General features: G+C 62.3%; 12 protein-coding genes. 3 read left to right on the top strand and 9 right to left on the bottom strand.

Annotated features, from left to right (window positions below; all coding sequences use genetic code 11):
- Window positions 1-11 precede the first annotated feature (11 nt).
- The 3 genes from BPHYT_RS23440 to manD form a co-directional block, all read right to left on the bottom strand.
- Window positions 12-1,058: an L-idonate 5-dehydrogenase gene (locus tag BPHYT_RS23440; RefSeq protein WP_012426603.1), complete on the bottom strand. Its 1,047-nt coding sequence runs from the start codon at window positions 1,056-1,058 to the stop codon at window positions 12-14.
- A gap of 33 nt (window positions 1,059-1,091) precedes the next feature.
- Complete coding sequence (locus BPHYT_RS23435; protein WP_063721791.1) at window positions 1,092-2,444, bottom strand: MFS transporter; 1,353 nt, start codon at window positions 2,442-2,444, stop codon at window positions 1,092-1,094.
- Between the two features lie 92 nt (window positions 2,445-2,536).
- Window positions 2,537-3,745 carry a D-mannonate dehydratase ManD gene (gene manD / locus BPHYT_RS23430; protein ID WP_012426601.1) on the bottom strand — a complete coding sequence of 403 codons (1,209 nt, stop codon included), beginning with the start codon at window positions 3,743-3,745 and terminating at the stop codon, window positions 2,537-2,539.
- A 229-nt stretch (window positions 3,746-3,974) separates the two neighbouring features.
- On the opposite strand from manD, the gene BPHYT_RS23425 reads away from it, so the two are divergent.
- Window positions 3,975-5,465, top strand: coding sequence for a mannitol dehydrogenase family protein (locus BPHYT_RS23425; RefSeq protein ID WP_012426600.1), 1,491 nt, complete (start codon window positions 3,975-3,977; stop codon window positions 5,463-5,465).
- A gap of 88 nt (window positions 5,466-5,553) precedes the next feature.
- On the opposite strand, the gene BPHYT_RS23420 is transcribed toward BPHYT_RS23425, so the two are convergent.
- The gene (locus BPHYT_RS23420; RefSeq protein ID WP_012426599.1) at window positions 5,554-8,619 is read right to left on the bottom strand and encodes an acetoacetate--CoA ligase; all 3,066 of its coding nucleotides are present in this window, start codon (window positions 8,617-8,619) and stop codon (window positions 5,554-5,556) included.
- 390 nt (window positions 8,620-9,009) lie between these two features.
- Between BPHYT_RS23420 and BPHYT_RS23415 the strand changes: the two genes are divergently transcribed.
- Window positions 9,010-10,233 (top strand): GDSL-type esterase/lipase family protein, encoded by a 1,224-nt coding sequence (locus tag BPHYT_RS23415; RefSeq protein ID WP_012426598.1) that lies wholly within the window; start codon window positions 9,010-9,012, stop codon window positions 10,231-10,233.
- A 33-nt stretch (window positions 10,234-10,266) separates the two neighbouring features.
- On the opposite strand, the gene BPHYT_RS38745 is transcribed toward BPHYT_RS23415, so the two are convergent.
- Window positions 10,267-10,434, bottom strand: a complete 168-nt coding sequence (locus BPHYT_RS38745; RefSeq protein WP_012426597.1) for a hypothetical protein — start codon at window positions 10,432-10,434, stop codon at window positions 10,267-10,269.
- A gap of 504 nt (window positions 10,435-10,938) precedes the next feature.
- On the opposite strand from BPHYT_RS38745, the gene BPHYT_RS38335 reads away from it, so the two are divergent.
- Window positions 10,939-11,172 (top strand): hypothetical protein, encoded by a 234-nt coding sequence (locus BPHYT_RS38335; protein WP_148225143.1) that lies wholly within the window; start codon window positions 10,939-10,941, stop codon window positions 11,170-11,172.
- 132 nt (window positions 11,173-11,304) lie between these two features.
- On the opposite strand, the gene BPHYT_RS36735 is transcribed toward BPHYT_RS38335, so the two are convergent.
- The 4 genes from BPHYT_RS36735 to BPHYT_RS23395 form a co-directional block, all read right to left on the bottom strand.
- Window positions 11,305-12,954, bottom strand: a complete 1,650-nt coding sequence (locus tag BPHYT_RS36735; RefSeq protein WP_012426596.1) for a glucosamine inositolphosphorylceramide transferase family protein — start codon at window positions 12,952-12,954, stop codon at window positions 11,305-11,307.
- Window positions 12,955-12,997: 43 nt separating this feature from the next.
- Complete coding sequence (gene glmS / locus BPHYT_RS23405; RefSeq protein ID WP_012426595.1) at window positions 12,998-14,815, bottom strand: glutamine--fructose-6-phosphate transaminase (isomerizing); 1,818 nt, start codon at window positions 14,813-14,815, stop codon at window positions 12,998-13,000.
- A 177-nt stretch (window positions 14,816-14,992) separates the two neighbouring features.
- Window positions 14,993-15,691, bottom strand: a complete 699-nt coding sequence (locus BPHYT_RS23400; protein WP_012426594.1) for a FadR/GntR family transcriptional regulator — start codon at window positions 15,689-15,691, stop codon at window positions 14,993-14,995.
- Window positions 15,692-15,874: 183 nt separating this feature from the next.
- On the bottom strand, window positions 15,875-17,011 hold the full coding sequence (locus BPHYT_RS23395; RefSeq protein ID WP_012426593.1) for an MraY family glycosyltransferase: 1,137 nt from the start codon (window positions 17,009-17,011) through the stop codon (window positions 15,875-15,877).
- Window positions 17,012-17,112 lie beyond the last annotated feature (101 nt).

Raw genomic sequence — 17,112 nt, 5'->3', positions numbered from 1 at the left:
ACAGGGAAGGTTCAGTCGAAGTTCAGATGCACCTTCATCGACTGCGAGCGGTCGAGCGCCACTTCGAACGCACGGTTTGCTTCGCTCATCGCGAACGCATGCGTCATCAGCGGCCGCAGGTCGACTTTGCCTGAGGCGATTTCATCGGCGGCGATGGCATATTCGCTGGTAAAGCGGAACGAGCCTTGATAGCGGAGTTCTTTCGACATCACGAGATTCGCCGCCACCGGCGATTGACCGGCCGGCAAGTTGCCCACCTGAATCACCGTGCCGCCCGCGCGCGCCGCATGCAGCGCCGTATCGAGGCCGGCGGGACTGCCCGACGCCTCGATGACCACGTCGAACGTGCCGCGTTGCACGGACCATTGATCGATCACGGCGCGCTCCGCGGCGTTGACGGTCTGATCCGCGCCGAGTTGCCGCGCGACCTGCAACGCTCGATCTGAGAGATCCAACGCGACCACGCGATGCGCTCCGGCCCGGCGCGCCACGCTCAGCAGAATGCAACCGATCGGCCCGCAACCCACCAGCAAGACACTCGCGCCGACCAGCGATCCGGCCTGCTTCACCGCATGCAACGCAACGGCAAGCGGCTCGGCCATCGACGCCTGCGCGAAATCGACGCCATCCGGCACGGGCACACATTGGCGCGCCGCGACGACGATGTACTGACGAAACATGCCCTGCGTATGCGGGAACGTAGAAGCACTGCCCATGAAGCGCATGTTCAGACAATGATTCGGCATCCCCCCGACGCAAAAACGGCACGTCCCGCAGGCCAGCCCAGGATTGACGGCAACGCGCTGCCCGGGCGCGAGCCGACGCTCCGCAGTCACGCCCTCGCCGAGCGAATCGATCTCGCCCGCCACTTCATGTCCGAGCACGAACGGCTCACGCACGGCGAAATCGCCGCTCTTGCCTTTGAAGTAGTACGACAGATCGGAGCCGCAAATGCCGCCGGCGCGTACACGCACGCGTACCTCGCCTGGACCGGGTTCAGGCGGATCGACTTCGTCGATGCGGATCAGTTTGGGTTCGTGAAGCACGGCTGCGAGCATGTTGGACTCCGGTATGACAAAGGTCGCGCGCGCTCAGGGCTGCGCGAGAGAAGATGAAGACGAGGACGCTCGTGCTGCCGTACGCGCCTCGACCGGCTCACCGCCGCCCCAATCATGGAGATCGCCGCCGCGGCGCAGAGGCGCGGTTTCCGGCAAGGCAAAGAGCGAGACCGCCGACACGATGCCAAGCACCGCCACGTAGACGATCAACGCGAGCGAATTGCCATGCGTGAGTTGAATCAGTTTGACGGCGAGCAGTCCGAGTACACCGCTGCCGAGCAACGAGCCGATCTGCCAGATCAGCGCGATACCGCTGCACCGCACACGCGCCGGAAAGAGTTCGGGGAACAGTGCCGCTTGCGGTGCATAGCAGAGACTGTGACCGACGCTGATGGCGAGAATCATCACAAGCTGGATCGCCGCGCGATTGCCGCTATCGATCGCCATGAAAAACGGCACGACGAGCGCCACGTGCAATAACGCGCCCGCGATGAAGGTCGTTCGCCGTCCAATGCGATCGGATAGGGCACCGGCAAGCGGAATCGTCACGAGTTCGAGCGCGACCGCGACGATCACCGTTTCGAGCAACATGCCTTGCGCGATGCCGTGTGCTTTGCCGTAGGCGAGCACGATCATCGTGTACATTGCAAAGGCGCAGGCCTCGATCAATTTGGCGCCGACACCTTTGACGATGGTCGGGCCGAACTGCCGCACCACTTCCACCACCGGGCGCGAAGCCACTGCCTTGGTGCGCTGGATCGTCGCGAAGATCGGCGACTCCTCGGTGCGCAAGCGGATATACAGACCCACGGCGACCAGCAGCGCGCTCGCGAGAAACGGAATGCGCCAGCCCCAGTCGAGCAACTGCGCCTGCGTCAACGTCGCACCGAGCAGCGCGAACAGCCCCGACGGAATCAGGAAGCCCGCCGGTGCGCCGAGTTGCACGAGGCTCGCGAAGAAGCCGCGCCGCGCAGGCGGTGCGTATTCCGCCGTGAGCAGGACAGCGCCCGCCTGCTCGCCGCCCACGCCGAACCCTTGCAAGACGCGAATCACGATCAGCGCGATCGGCGCCCAGATGCCGATCGACTGATAGTCCGGCAGCAGGCCGATAGCGAACGTGCCCAACCCGACGATCAGGATCGTCACGATCAGGGCCTTCTTGCGGCCGACGCGATCGCCGAAATGACCGAACACGATGCCGCCCAGCGGCCGCGCCAGAAAACCGACCGCGTAGGTGGCGAAGGCGGCGAGCGTGCCGATCAGCGGGTCAGCGGAAGGGAAGAATTTCTGGCCGAACACCAGCACGGCAGCCGTGCCATAGACGAAGAAATCGTAGTACTCGGCCGCGGTGCCGATGGTCGAGGCGAACGCCACCCGGCGCAGCATGGCGGTACTGGCCGGCGCGGTGGCTTGCGGACGTGCTGGGTTCACGCGTGTCTCCATGATTTTGTAGTCGGGAACAGTCGAGCGAAATCAGCTCACCAGTTCCACAGCGTCCCGTCTTCGAGACGCGCGACCGGCAGATACGCCGGGTCGTAGGGATACCGCGCGGCCGCTGCTTCGTCGATATCGACGCCATGGCCCGGCGCTTCGCCCGGATGCATCGTGCCGCGCTCGAAGCGCCATGCATGCGGGAATACGTCGAGCGCTTCCTGCGGAAAGCCCATGTATTCCTGCACGCCGAAATTCGGCACCCACAGATCGAAGTGCAGCGCCGCGCCCATGCACACCGGCGACAGATCCGACGGCCCGTGGCAACCGGTTCGAACCTGGTAGAGCGAAGCAAAATCCGCAATGCGCCGCAGATGCGTAATGCCGCCCGCGTGCGTCAAGGTGGCGCGGATATAGTCGATCAACTGCTCCTCGATCAACTGCTTGCAATCCCAGATGCTGTTGAATACTTCGCCCACCGCGATCGGCGTGACGGTGTGCTCGCGAATCAGCCGGAAGCCGGCCTGATTTTCCGCGGGCGTGGGGTCTTCCATCCAGAACAGGCGATACGGTTCGATCGATTTACCGAGACGCGCGGCTTCGATCGGCGTCAAACGGTGGTGGACGTCATGCAGCAAATGCGTATCGAAACCGAACTTGTCGCGCACCGCTTCAAAGAGCTTCGGAACGAAGTCGAGATACTTTTCCGACGACCAGCTCTGCTCCTCGACCGCGCCCTTGGTAGCGGGCTCGTACATGCCGCTGCCCTTCGACACGCCGTACACCGAACGCATATTCGGCACGCCGCATTGAATGCGGATCGCCTGATAGCCGGCTTCGATGTGTTCCGCGTAACGGTCGAGCGCTTCGGGAATGTCGCGGCCGGTGGCGTGCCCGTACACCATCACGCTCTCTCGCGAGGCGCCGCCGAGCAGCTTGTACAGCGGCATGCCTGTCACTTTGCCGAGAATGTCCCACAGCGCCATATCGACCGCGGCGATCGCCGTCATCGTGACAGGACCGCGGCGCCAGTACGCGCCTTTGTAGAGGTATTGCCAGGTGTCTTCGATACAGCCGGGATCGCGCCCGATCAGCAACGGGCACACGTGATCTTTCAGATACGAAGCGACCGCGAGTTCGCGGCCGTTCAGCGTTGCATCTCCAATGCCGTGTACGCCTTCGTCCGTGACGATTTTCAATGTGACGAAATTGCGGCCCGGACACGTGACGATCACGTCGGCGCGAACGATCTTCATGACATCTTCCTTGCAAAGGCAAGTCACGATCCGCGCGGAACGGCGGCATGTGACCGGCTGTTTTCATGCTGGTTTTCGGGTGCCGGCCGAGGTGGAAAATCGCACGCCTCAACTGGTCTCAAATCGTTTGAACGATGCTACCATACAAGTATAGTGAAACGTCAAATCAGGGTTTTCCCGCTGAACGGCGCCGTCCCGGCGCCTTTTTCCGCCATCTGGATCTCATGACATGATTTCTGCCGCCACCTTGCCTCGCCTCGTCCGTCAAGCTCTGCCCACGCTGCAAACGCATCTGCTGTCACCGCTTTGGCAGGAGCCGCGCATCGGCATCGTTCATCTGGGAATCGGCAACTTCCATCGTGCGCACCAGGCCCTCTATACGGAGGAGGCCATGCTTGCCGCGGGCGGCGACTGGGGCATTTGCGGCGTCACGCTGCAAGGCGATGTCGGCAAGCGCGACGCGCTGATGGAGCAGCAAGGCCTCTATAGCGTGGTTGAACGCGGGCCGCATGGCGCCAAGGTGACGGTCGTGCGTGCGCTGCGTGAAGTGCTGGCCATGCCGCACGATCAGGCCGCCCTGTTCGCGCGTCTCGCGGATCCCGCGGTACGGATCGTATCGTTGACCGTCACTGAAAAAGGCTACTGCCGCGACCCGAGAACCGGCGAGGTCGCGCTGGACAATCCCGCCGTTGCGCACGATCTGGCTTCCCCGTTCGAACCGCGCACGGTGCCGGGCATCCTCGTCGCAGCATTGCGCCAGCGGCACGACGATGCGCGCGGCCAGCCGTTCACGGTGCTCTCGTGCGACAACCTTTCCCATAACGGTGCCGCATTGCGCCAGGTGGTCTGTTCATTCGCACGACAACTCGATCCCGCGCTGGCTGACTGGATCGCCGCCCACGTTGCATTTCCATCGACGATGGTCGACCGTATCGTGCCGGCCACCACCCACGCCGAAAGCGTCACCGTGGCCCACGCGATCGTCTATCAGGATGCCGCGCCGGTGCCGTGCGAGCCGTTCCGGCAATGGGTCATCGAAGACCGTTTTCCTGCCGGACGCCCCGCATGGGACGCTGTCGGCGCGCAACTCGTCGACGACGTGACGCCCTTCGAACTCGCGAAGCTTCGCATGTTGAACGGCACGCACTCGACGCTAGCCTATCTGTCGATGCTCGGCGGCTTCGAGACGATCGACGCAGCGATCTCTTACCCTCCCATGCGCAATCTCATCCACGCAATGATGACGGAAGAAATCGCGCCGACGCTGACCATGCCTGCGTCATTCGACCTGTCCGCCTATCGGGACGCGTTGCTCGAGCGTTACGCGAATCCGGCGCTGAAACATCGCTGCTCGCAGATTGCAATGGACGGCAGCCAGAAGATTCCACCGCGTCTGCTCGACACGATTGCGGCGCGAATCGACGCGGGTCAATCGTTCACGCGTCTCGTGCTGGCAGTAGCGGCCTGGATGATGTTTTTGCGGGGTCATGCAGACGACGGCACGCGTTATGAAATCAGCGATCCGCTGGCGAGTAGATTGCATGCGCTCGCAGTATCCGCGCATGACGATCCGCAGGCGCTGATGGACGCATTACTGTCGGTGCGCGAAGTGTTTCCGGCGGATTTGACCGCATTTCCCGAGTTCAGAGAAGCGCTTTTGCGCGCATTACGGTTGCTTCGTGAAGAGGGCGCACGAGGCGCCATCGCCGCGTTGCAATGAGCGGAGAACTCGCGTCGCTTGGCAACCGGCTGCCGAGCTTCCGCAACCTGTTGCCATGAGCCGCACACGCCGGCTGCCCTTCGGCGCGCTACGCGCCGGCCAGCCTGCGCGCGAGCGTATCGGCCACCATCGCCAGGTTCGGCTCCACAACGAGATCGGTATGGGCGCCATCGATGGTCTTCACCAGCAGCCCGCTCCTTGCCACGCGCTGCCATGCCGGCAGCGGATCGCCCTGCCCGCCTTCCCTGCCGGACGCGCGCACGTAGACGATCGGACTGCCAAGATAGCGACGCGGACGATACGTCGCCATCGCGACGCGCATCGACTCGCGCACCTGCCGCAGTACCGGCGGCAGCCCCTGCGTATCGGCTGCCGGCCTCGCGGCCATCCTGCCGAGTCGCATGCGAATCCGGTCAGCGGCGCCGAACACTCTGTCCTTCATATAGGCCATGCGACCGCGCGCGGACAGTGCGCGAAATGCCCGCACGCGCTCCGCCATGACTTCGTACTGGAAGGACAGCCACTCATGCAACGGCAAATAGCGCTCGTCCACGTAAGTATCGAGCAGACACAGCAACTCGATCTTTTCGCCCGCCGCCACAAGTTGCTGCGCCATCTCGAACGCGACCAGGCCGCCAAACGAATAGCCAACCAGTGCATACGGACCGCGCGGCTGCACCGCGCGCATCTGCCGGACGTAGACCCTCGCCATTTCCTCGACGCATCGCTGCGGCTCCTCGTCGCCGTCGAGCCCGCGCGCCTGCAAACCGTACACAGGCCGCTCGCTGGCCAGCGCGCCGGCCAGCGTCAGGCACTCCATCACCGAACCCGTGATGCTGTGAAGCATGAACACAGGCCTTCCGCGACCCGCACGCATCGGCACGACGTTCGGATGCGCGTCCTGCGTTCGCTCGCCTGTGATGACCGTCGCGAGCCGCGCAATGGTCGGCGCGATGATGAGCGTGGCAAGCGGCAGCGTTCGGCCGGTTGCCAGCCGTATTTCGGCGAGCATCTGCGCGGCGAGCAGCGAATGGCCGCCGAGTTCGAAGAAGTTGTCGTCGCGACTGACCGGCGAGAAGCTGAAAAGCTGCTCCCACAGCGCACATAGATAGACTTCGACCTGCTCGGCCGAGTCACCCGGTTCCGGCAACTCGCGACGTGTGCGGGCAAGCGCGGGATGCGCGCTGATCTTCTCGACGCATCCGGGGTTCGCCAGCGACGACAGGTTGCGCACCGGCAAGCCGTTCACGGCATCGCGCGCGGCCGCCTCCGAAGCCTTGCCGTTGTGCGTGACGGGCAGCGCTTCGACTTCGGCGATCACGTCCGGCACAAGCGCCGCCGAACCCTGCAGCATCAATTCACGCCGTACCCGCGAAGCGAGCGCGGCGCTCATCTTCGCGCCCCGCCGCAACACGAGCAGCAGCACGACACGCTGGCCCGATCCGCTCGCGTCATGGGTGGTCTGCGCGACGACCATCGACTGATTGATCTCGCCAATACCGCTGACAATACGGTAGATCTCGCCGGGGCTCACGTTGATGCCGCGCACATTCAGCACGCCATCGCTGCGTCCGTGCAGACGAGCCGATCCCTGCGCCGAAAACTCGATGATGTCGCCGTGCGTCCACACGCCCGGATTCGCCTTGAAATAGGCGGCGTGAAAGCGCGAGCCGTCCGCGTCCCCGAAGAAGCCGAGCGGGCGCGACGGAAACGGATTGACGCAAACCAGCTCGCCGGTCATGGAGGTGGGCGCGCCCTCGTTCCACGCCTGAACATCGAGGCCCAGGCTCCTGCACTGTGCTTCGCCCGCATAGACCGGCAGATTCGGATTGCCCAGCACGAAGCAGCCGATGATATCGGTGCCGCCGGAAATCGACTGAAGCTGCAGCGGCTTGACGTAGGCGCGCACCCATTCGAACTGCGAGTCGTACAGCACGGCGCCCGTCGACATCATCGCGCGCAGCGCGTGCAGCCCGAACTGCTCGCCGGGTTTCAGGCCCGCGTCCTCGCACATCTTCAGATAGGCCGGACTCGTGCCGAACACGGTCACGCGCTCATCGGCGACCATCCGCCAAAGCGTGTCGACTTCCGAAACCGGTCCGTCGTACGTGACGATCTCGACGCCCGAAGCCAACGCTGACAATTGCCAGTTCCACATCATCCACGAGCAGCTTGTGTGAAAGTACAGCTTGTCGCCAGGACCCAGGTCACTGTGCAACTGGTGCTCTTTCAGATGTTCGAGCAAGGTGCCGCCGGCACCGTGCACGATGCACTTGGGTTTTCCCGTCGTGCCCGACGAGAACATGATGAAAAGCGGATGATTGAATGGAAAGCGCCGCCATGCGAAGCGCGCGGCGTCACCCTGAACGATGAGATCGCGCAGCGAATGCTGAGGCTGGCTCACCGTGCTCGGCAGCGGCGTTTCATCCAGGCAGACGACGTGCGTGAGCGTGGGCAACGCGGCGGCCACGGCGGCGACGTGCGAAGCGATCGAGCCGGCCGTATCGAATGAGCGCTGCGTCGTGTGCGCGAACAATATGCGCGGCTCGAGCGGCTCGAAGCGGTCGAGGATCGCCTGCACGCCGGTTTCGGGCGCCGCGGTGGAGAGCGTCGCGCCCAGCGCCGTGACCGCGAGCGCGGCGATGATTGCGTGCGCGTCGTTGCGCATTATCGCGACCGCGCGGTCGCCCGGGCACAGACCGAGCTCGTTGAGCGAACAGGCAAGGCGCGCGACACGCTCGCGCAGCTCGCCGCGCGTCATCGTTTCGCGGCGGCCATCGGCATAACGCGCGGTGAGTGCCGGCGACTCGTCCGGCGCGATCTTCGATCCAAGAACGCTTTGGGCGTAATTCAGTTCGACGTTTGGAAAGAAGGAAGCGGTCTCGCATTCGTCGCCGACGCAGGCCGGTTCCGCTTTACCGCCCCATTCCATTCCCTCCGTCCATTGCAGAAAGCACTGCCAGAACCGGCGAAATTCGCGCGTCGAATAAGCATGCAGTTCTGGATAGTCCGCGAAACGCTCACCGGTGAAGTTTTCCAGCGCAGCGGTAAAGCGTGACATGCGTGATCCGGCGACGCGCTCCGGCAAGTTCTGAAATACGGGTTCGCGCGCATACATGCGCATGCTGGCCCCGACGAAATTCTCGTGATTCATCCCGCCACCAGTTGTGGAATAAAGCGTTATATGTAGTTATCTGCCTGTCGGCCGGCGGGCGCCGGCGAACAGTCGCATTCCGACAATGCCTCTTATTCGGCCTTGGGCACTCTTCCCTCGCAAACAGATTACTGCGCGTGACAACGATGCTATGTGCGACCTCACACAAAATTACACGCGTCGCCGTGCAGAGTCCCGCTGCATGTACTTTCGACCATATGCTCGTTGCGGGCGAGCGATCTGAATTCGCTCGCCGTCCGGCACAGTGTTATCTACCGTACCGAACGCATAGGCAAAGAACGTTTAAATCGAAAGACAGCGAACCTGGCGCGATGCGTCTGCAACCGTCATCGCACTTAACGAAGCTCGGCCTTCCACGAGGAAAAAGACGTGAACCGATGGATTCCGGCGCTTCTCAAAGCGGCCCTGGTCATCTCTATCGTGCTGCCTGGCACCGCCAGCAATCGCGTGCAAGGCGTCGAGACGTCCGCGCCCTGGATAGGCACGTGGTCGGCTTCGCCCTCCATCACCGACGATGCCGGCTTCAATAACCAGACGTTGCGGCAGATAGTGCGCACCAGCATCGGCGGGACATCGGCGCGAATCCATCTGTCGAATCTTTTCGGCTCCGAGCCGCTCGTAATCGGCGAAGCGCGGATCGCGCGCGGCGCGCCAGGGCAGCAAACGGTGCCCGGCAGCGACCGCGCCGTCACGTTCGGCGGCCAGCCGAACGTGACGATTGCCGTGGGCGCTTCGGTCGTGAGCGACCCGGTCGCGTTCGAAGTTCCCGCGCTCTCCGATATCGCCATCAGCCTCTATCTACCCGTGCGGACGGCGCCGCGCTCGACCGGCCACGTCGACGGCCTGCAAGACATCTATATCGCCGCTGGAGACGTTGCCGCCGACCCGGCCTTCACCGGCGGGAGCACATTCTCCCCGGGCGGCCAGTCCTACTATTTCCTGACGAACCTCGACGTGATGAGCCCAGCCGCGACCGGGGCGGTGGTCACGTTTGGCGCCTCGATAACCGACGGCCTCAAGTCGAGCGTGAATGGAAACCATCGCTGGCCTAATCGGCTCGCCATACGGCTGCAACAGGCCGGCATGACTGTGGGCGTGCTCAACCAGGGCATCAGCGGAAATGACTTCTTTACCAATAACGCCGGACAGGCCGGTCTCAAACGCTTCGGTCGCGACGTGCTTCGGCAACCGGGCGCGAATTGGGTGGTCATCTCGGACGACGCAATCAACGATCTGAACACCGACAAACCGTCCACGGCTGCCCGATTGATCGGTGCATTGCGACAGCTCATCGAGCGCGCGCATCGTGCCAACATCAAGGTGATCTGCTCTACGCTGACGCCGTTTGCCGCAACGGGACCCGTCGAAGCTGCGCGGCAAGACATTAACGCCTTCATCCTGAGTTCGACAAGCGGCTGCGATGCGGTACTCGATCAGGCGAAGGCCGTCAGCGACCCCGCCAATCCCGCTAATTTGCTGCCGGCTTATAACAGCGGCGATGACCTCCATCCGAACGAAGCGGGCTTGCAAGCCATCGCCGACGCGATGGATCTAAATGCGCTCACAGCCGGCCCGCCCGTCCAGGTACCTTGATAACGGTTGCGCAGGGGCGCTCACGCAGGCGCCTCATTTACGCAGGCATCTCCAACGTCCGCCCAGTTTTCGCGCTCCGGCCCCGGACTTCATCATTTTCTTTTTATCGGACGTGAATAGCAGGACATCCATCACCGCCAACAGCGAGAGCAAGACAATCGCGACGAAAACAACCGTCCCGACGATGCTCAAAAGTGTCATACGTCCTCCGTGAGTTAAGGAAAGCGGGGATCGATGCGCACTTTATCATTCCCACGGGCGTGGCCACGATTTGCAACGCTGCACGCTCCGCCACACTCGATTAGCCGGCTCAACCCTGCACTCTCCTATAACGCTCCATTAAATTGTTAGCAAGACATGCACGTCCGGCCTGGCGTCCCTGCCGGGTACATCGGATGCCGGCACTCGCCGGTCCGCAGCGTGAATTGCATTCTTAGGAGTATACCCACAGCGGCATCCGCCACTCCCGGCGCACCGCCATGCGCCGGGTTGTTTCTTGTCCGTGCATTCCCGAGCAGTTTGATTTCTGTGTGCGCCTTGCCGCAGAAAGGGCTCGCCTTTAGCCTCAACATCGGCACCAAATACATCAAAACGGGGGGGACCAAAGTGGCAACCAGTAAATTTGAGGCACCAGGTTGAGTCGCCTGGATCGAACGCTTTACCGCCGTTCACGCCTATAAATCAATTCCAATATGCAGGCTCGCCATGTTCACATCAACCACAATTGTTGTCATCGTTTCCGTATGGATCACCGTCGTAGTCCTGCTTTGGCTACTGGTTCGCAACGGTGCACTACGAGAGCGCGAGGAATACGGAAAACCGCTCGCCAGCAAGCAGAAGCGGCGTGCCGCGAACGAACGGCGTTATGGAAATGCCGATAACGGTCACGCAGACTCGCCCGAGCTTCGCGGACCGTCCGGAACAAAGAGAACACCGTGAGATAGACGGACGCGAATTAAAACAGCCCCGGCGTAATGCGGGGCTGTCGCTTTGATGCTTCCGTATGCGGGAGTTGCCTGGCTAAATGACCACCGGACGATCCGGCGCCGCGCCGGCTACGGCAGTGATTCACTATTTAGCGCGCTTTTTCATCCCGTCGATGAGGGTCAATCGTCCCGCCCGATTGAACGTGTGCACGCGGTCAATGCTCGCGTCCCAGTTTGCTTCGATCCGGCTCGCCGGCGTTTCCTTATAGGCAGTCTCGTCGATAGCATCGATACGCTGAAACGACAACGCGCGCCCGTATTTACCACTGCAGTCCTGCGCAGGCCGATACCACTGTCCGCGATGTTCGAAGATGCTCCCCGCGGGTCTAGCAGTTCTGATATCCGACACGATCGGGTTGCAGGGATGAGGATGCCAGTCCTTGCTCAACAGCGTATCCGACCAGAACAGAAACAACTCGTCGGACAGCGGTGCGTGCTCGTTTTCCCGCATGCAGGCGAACAGCCAATACTTGCCGTCGTGACGCCAGATCGTCGTGTCCACGGCCATCACGTCATCCATCAGGTTCATGACGTGTTCCCACTGATCCGGGAACCGCGTGCACCGGTAAAGCTCGATGGCCTTGCTCTCGTTGGTCTCCGGAATCATGTAGAGTTCGCCGCCCTCCTCCAGCATGAATGGATAAGACAGGTGATAAGGCCGCTCCAGAATTTTCACGGGTGGCAGAATCGGCTGGTCGTTTGCATCGAAACGGATAACCGAGAGATGCCCCCTGTTCTTCGAGTATTCGAGTTCTTCGATAAAGACCGCATACTCGCCATTTCTTTCGACCACGAACGGGTCTGCCCAGAAGCGGTCCTTGGGCGGCAGCAGTTGCTTGAACTCGAAAAGACGCTCAGGCAGATGATCGTTCTCGCCGAAGTGATACAGCAGCATCCACTGTTCGAACTTGCGCAGCCCGCTTGCCTTCTTTGCGACGGTTCTCGCCATCAACTGGCCAATGAATTTTCCGTAAGCGCCGCTGGTCGGCTCGGCGATTTTCTCTCCAGAATAGAACGCCGGCGGCGCGTCAGCCCGCGTGTATTTCAGCCTGAACTTGTCTTCGCCGATCTCCCTCAGCTCGCGCAGCTTTCGCGGCGCGAACGAAAGCGTCTTCCAGTAGCAGTGGCTGCGATTCCTGTGAATCGACACCGGATAGGTCATCGACCATGATCTTTGCAGTGTGTGCGGACGTTCCCCCGCCCTTGTCTGAAACTGCAAGGCGGACGCCGTCGTTGTGCGGTCCAGAAGAATGTCCCACACGCCGACGGGTCCATCACGTTCGACGACTTCATCGCCATGCCGATACGACCAGATGCCGCAAGAAGCCGTATCGAAGATCTCGCCGCACGGTCGCAACGGGCCCAGCCGCAGGAATACGGTGATGCCATGCGCGGCGATTTTCGCGAGGTCGCGAGGATCGAAATGATCCCCGCATTTCTTGCTCTCCACTTCGACATTCAAGGTCGGCACTTCCGCCAGCGCCGCAGCCAGGGACTCGGTCCTGAACGCGTCGTGTCCAACCTTGACGAGCCGTTTGTCGAGCGCCATCCACAGCGACAAGGGCCACGGACCGGCCTGCGAAGGGGTTTTCCTCGCCGGCCGCCGTTGGTACGCATATTTGACGACCAGGGCGATCTCCATTCCCTGCTCGGCGGCAATCAGCCCGAGCATGTGATTCACCCAGGCCGGCAACGCAACGTCGTCGACGAGAACCCCAACCTTTATCGTGTTCATCGCTGATTGTCTCGATGGATCGATATGCAACGCGCGCCGCACTTCATTCCACCGTCACCGATTTCGCGAGATTGCGCGGCTTGTCGACGTCGGTCCCGCGCGTGCACGCCGTGTGATACGCGAGCAGTTGCAAAGGCAGCACATGCAGAATCGGCGACAACGCCCCGTAGTACTCGGGCATCTGAATGACGCGCAGCCCTTCCTCGTTCGACAGATTCGCATCGGCATCGGCGAAGACGTACACCTGGCCCCTGCGGGCGCGCACCTCCTGAATGTTCGACTTCAGCTTCTCCAGCAAGCCGTCGTTCGGCGCGGTCACCACGACCGGCATCGCATCGGTCACGAGCGCAAGCGGTCCGTGCTTCAGTTCGCCGGCGGGATAACCTTCGGCGTGAATGTACGAGATCTCCTTGAGCTTCAACGCGCCTTCCAGCGCGATCGGGAAGTGCGATCCGCGGCCGAGGAAGATAGCGCTATCCGTGCGCGCGATCTCGTGCGCCCACGCGATGATTTGCGGCTCGCGCGCCAGCACGCCCTGCAACGCCGTGGAGAGGCCCGATAGCTGCGAGCGGTAGCTCGCTTCCTGCTGTGCATCAACGTAACCGCGTGCGCGGCCGAGCGTCACCGCGAGAACGAACAGCGCCACGAGTTGCGTGGTAAACGCCTTGGTCGACGCGACACCGATCTCGGGACCGGCTTGCGTAATGAACGACCAGCGGGACTGCCGCACGATCGCGCTCGTCGCCACGTTGCAGATCGCCAGCGTGTGGTCCTGACCGAGCGATTGCGCATGCATCAGGGCGCCGAGCGTGTCGGCGGTCTCGCCCGATTGCGAAATCGGCACCACGAGCGTGTTCTTGCCCGGGATCGTTTCACGGTAGCGGTATTCGCTGGAAATCTCGACCTGCGTCGGAATCTTCGCGATCGACTCGAACCACGCCTTGGCGGTCAACGCGGAATAGTGACTCGTGCCGCAGCCGAGCAGCAGGATGCGGTCGATCTGCGCGAACGCCTGCGGGTCGGTGGCGCCGAAGAGCGAGGCGTCGAACGCGCTGTTGCGAGGGAACGTTTTCGACACAGCCAGCGGCTGCTCGAAAATTTCCTTCTGCATGAAATGACGGTACGGTCCGAGCGCCGCCTCGGTGGGCGGATGCGCCAAAGTGCGCGCCTCGCGCACGACCGGCTGGCCGTCGCGGTTCATGACCCGGGTGCCGTTGTGCGACAGATCGGCAATGTCGCCGTCCTGCAGAAAGATGAACCGGTCGGTGACGTCGGAAAGCGCGAGCGGGTCCGACGCAAGAAACGATTCCTTGCCGTTTATTCCGATCACGAGCGGCGAGCCATACCGCGCACCCACCACGCGCTCCGGCTCGGACTTGCAGAAGACCGCGATGGCATAGGCGCCGCGCAACTCGCTCACGGCGCGACGCACAGCTTCCGCCAGATCGCCCTGGTAGTAGCTGTGAATCAGATGAGCGATCACTTCCGTGTCGGTCTGGCTCGCGAACTCATAGCCCGCGCCGCTCAACGTAATTTTCAGCGCCTCGAAATTTTCGATGATGCCGTTGTGAACGATCGCGATCTCGTTCTGCGAGAAGATGGGATGCGCGTTCTGGGTCGCCGGCGCGCCGTGCGTCGCCCAGCGCGTGTGCGCGATGCCTGTCCAGCCCTCGAGCCCCATCTCGCGGACCTCGCGATCCAGAGAGCGCACGCGCGTCAGACTGCGCACGCGGTGTGGCGCGCCGTCCCGCAGCACGGCCACGCCGCAGGAGTCGTAGCCGCGGTATTCCAGCCGCCGCAAGCCTTCGAGCAATACCGGAACGACGTTGCGTTCCGCAATCCCAGCCACGATTCCACACATATTCCCCTCCGATGGTTTAGTCCTTTGCGCGACTCAACCGTGTTGGAATATCGCGTGGACTTCATAAAGCGTCTTCTGTTGCGCTAAAGCAGTGCGTTGCTTCGCGCATCCTTCTTTTTTATAGGTATCCGAATTAAATCGGCCACCTCCCGACAACTACGGCAGCCGGCACTCAGTTCAAACTGTTTCCGCGAGCAGCTGGTCCGCGCTATGGGTGATGAGTTGCATCATCGCGGCCTTCGCGCCGTCGGCATCGCCGACCTCGATCGCGCGCACGACCTTGCCGTAGTCGGCGACCCGCGCCTCGTATGCGAGTGCCTGCATGCGGAAGACCGGCTGCATGGCCGTCAGCCCCATCCTCACGATGTTGCCCATCTGGCTGAGCAAGGCGTCGCCGCTTGCGTCGATGATCGCCACCTGCAGCGCGTCTTCGGCGGCCTTGCGGGCGACGGGATCCCCGTTCACCTGCTGCAGATTCTGATACATGGCGGCGATGGCAATGCGCTGATGCCGGCTCGCCCGGGTGGCCGCGAACGCAGCCGCGCGAGGGTCGACGAGCTTGCGGAATTCGATCAGCCCGTGCAGATACTCCGGATCGGGCGTGGCGCGAAGCCGCCACTCGGCAACCTCATGATCGATGACGAGCCAGTCTTTGGCCGGCTTGACGCGCGTGCCCGTCTTGGGCCTGACATCCAGAATCCGGCGCGAAATCAGGATGCTGATCGCTTCGCGCATGATCGAGCGGCTCACCCCGAGCTTCTTCGAGAGGATGACCTGCGGAGGAAGCATGTCGCCGTCGAAATCCCCGTTGATGATGCCGGTCACCACCTGGTTGACCACTCGCTTGACTAGCGATGTTTCGTATCCGTGGTTCATTTTGTTTTCTCGTGGTCCTATGAGGCGTTACCTGCAAGGTCCGTGTTTTCCCGGATCCTCACCGCGGTTTTCAAGGCTTGTCCCCGTGCCTTTGTAGGTTCATATGGTGCATCGGGTTTCGTTCCTGCAACGTACGTCCTCACACACTGCCTGTGTAAATTGAAGGGAAATCGCAGCGCCGCGTCAGTGGCGCGGCTCCTCGGCCCCCCGCGGCGCGACGACCGGTGCGTGCCCCGTGATCACGAGCCAGCGCGGCGTCCTCATGCGCACGATCGCCACGTAGATGTGAACGTAGATCGTGACGAAGGCGATGGCTGCTCCGGCGAGCGCGATAGGCGTGTCCCAGAAGAACGTGGCCGGCACGATGCTCACGAGGCTCAGCACCCACAGATAGACCGAGGTGCAGGAATTACGCATCGCGCGGCGGCGCAGATTGCCGCCGTCGATACCCTTGCGCACAACACGCCGATACACGAGCGTATGCAGATGAAGCCCGTCCGGAGCGCCCGCCGGCCTGCCGCGCACAATCCTGCGGCGATAGATGGAAAAGAGCGTCTCGAAGGTCGGATAGATCGCGACGGCCATTGCGTACCACGCCGACACGCCCGGGTTGCGCACGATCAGCAGCACCAGCAGCTCCGCCATGATGAAACCGACGAAATAGGCTCCGCCGTCGCCAAGGAAGACGGAAGGCACCGGAAAGTTCCAGAGCACGAAGCCGCCGATCGCTCCGATCATGGTCAGCGCCATGCTCATGACGAGCCAGTCATTCACGCTGTGGGCCACGTAGCCGATCGAGGCGAAGATCAGCATGGTCACCACCGAGGCGAGTCCGTTGAAGCCATCGATGATATTGACCGCGTTGGTCAGCCCGGCCACGCCGAGCATCGTGAAGCCGATGCCGATCGGCACAATGCGCAGCCACTGATCGACGAGCTGCAAATCCACCCGCGTGAGCGTTGCGTGCATCAGCAGACAGGCCGCGAGCGCCGAAGCGAGCGCGCACAGCAGCCGCACTCGCGGGCTCACGCGCTTGGTCATGTCCTCGATCACGCCGCCCGCGAACACCGGCACGGCGCACAACAGGAGCAGCAGTTGGCCCGTGCCAGGCGCGGTCGCCCACAGCGGCTGGATGAGCGGAATGACAGTGGCGGCGCAAGCAATTCCTACCCCACCGATTCGTGGCACTGCATAGGCGTGGTTCTTCTGAATGCCGCGCAAGTCGTGATCCATCGTCAGCGACCCGTGCAGCCCCGAACTTCGCACGATAAAAAAGATAACCAGGAATGAGACAACAAAGCCAAACGCAAGATTCAACATCTCGGTCTCCAGCATAAACGGAGGAATTTTTATTTTCTTGTCGCTTCAATGCATATTTAGGACAAGGTTAGTGATGCACACCGTCTCTCACTTTGAGTCTT

The organism is Paraburkholderia phytofirmans PsJN, from assembly GCF_000020125.1.
GTDB classification, from domain to species: Bacteria; Pseudomonadota; Gammaproteobacteria; order Burkholderiales; family Burkholderiaceae; genus Paraburkholderia; species Paraburkholderia phytofirmans.
The sequence above is the reverse complement of the archived record's forward strand: the minus strand, read 5'-3'. Positions and strand labels throughout refer to the sequence as shown.

What these genes read in the sequence shown, in the direction of transcription:
- manD (WP_012426601.1), bottom strand. Translation starts at nt 3,745, where the DNA reads ATGAAGATCGTTCGCGCCGACGTGATCGTCACGTGTCCGGGCCGCAAT.
- BPHYT_RS23425 (WP_012426600.1), top strand. Translation starts at nt 3,975, where the DNA reads ATGATTTCTGCCGCCACCTTGCCTCGCCTCGTCCGTCAAGCTCTGCCC.
- BPHYT_RS23400 (WP_012426594.1), bottom strand. Translation starts at nt 15,691, where the DNA reads ATGAACCACGGATACGAAACATCGCTAGTCAAGCGAGTGGTCAACCAG.
- BPHYT_RS23440 (WP_012426603.1), bottom strand. Translation starts at nt 1,058, where the DNA reads ATGCTCGCAGCCGTGCTTCACGAACCCAAACTGATCCGCATCGACGAA.
- BPHYT_RS36735 (WP_012426596.1), bottom strand. Translation starts at nt 12,954, where the DNA reads ATGAACACGATAAAGGTTGGGGTTCTCGTCGACGACGTTGCGTTGCCG.
- BPHYT_RS23435 (WP_063721791.1), bottom strand. Translation starts at nt 2,444, where the DNA reads ATGCTGCGCCGGGTGGCGTTCGCCTCGACCATCGGCACCGCGGCCGAG.
- BPHYT_RS23420 (WP_012426599.1), bottom strand. Translation starts at nt 8,619, where the DNA reads ATGAATCACGAGAATTTCGTCGGGGCCAGCATGCGCATGTATGCGCGC.
- BPHYT_RS38745 (WP_012426597.1), bottom strand. Translation starts at nt 10,434, where the DNA reads ATGACACTTTTGAGCATCGTCGGGACGGTTGTTTTCGTCGCGATTGTC.
- glmS (WP_012426595.1), bottom strand. Translation starts at nt 14,815, where the DNA reads ATGTGTGGAATCGTGGCTGGGATTGCGGAACGCAACGTCGTTCCGGTA.
- BPHYT_RS23395 (WP_012426593.1), bottom strand. Translation starts at nt 17,011, where the DNA reads ATGTTGAATCTTGCGTTTGGCTTTGTTGTCTCATTCCTGGTTATCTTT.
- BPHYT_RS38335 (WP_148225143.1), top strand. Translation starts at nt 10,939, where the DNA reads ATGTTCACATCAACCACAATTGTTGTCATCGTTTCCGTATGGATCACC.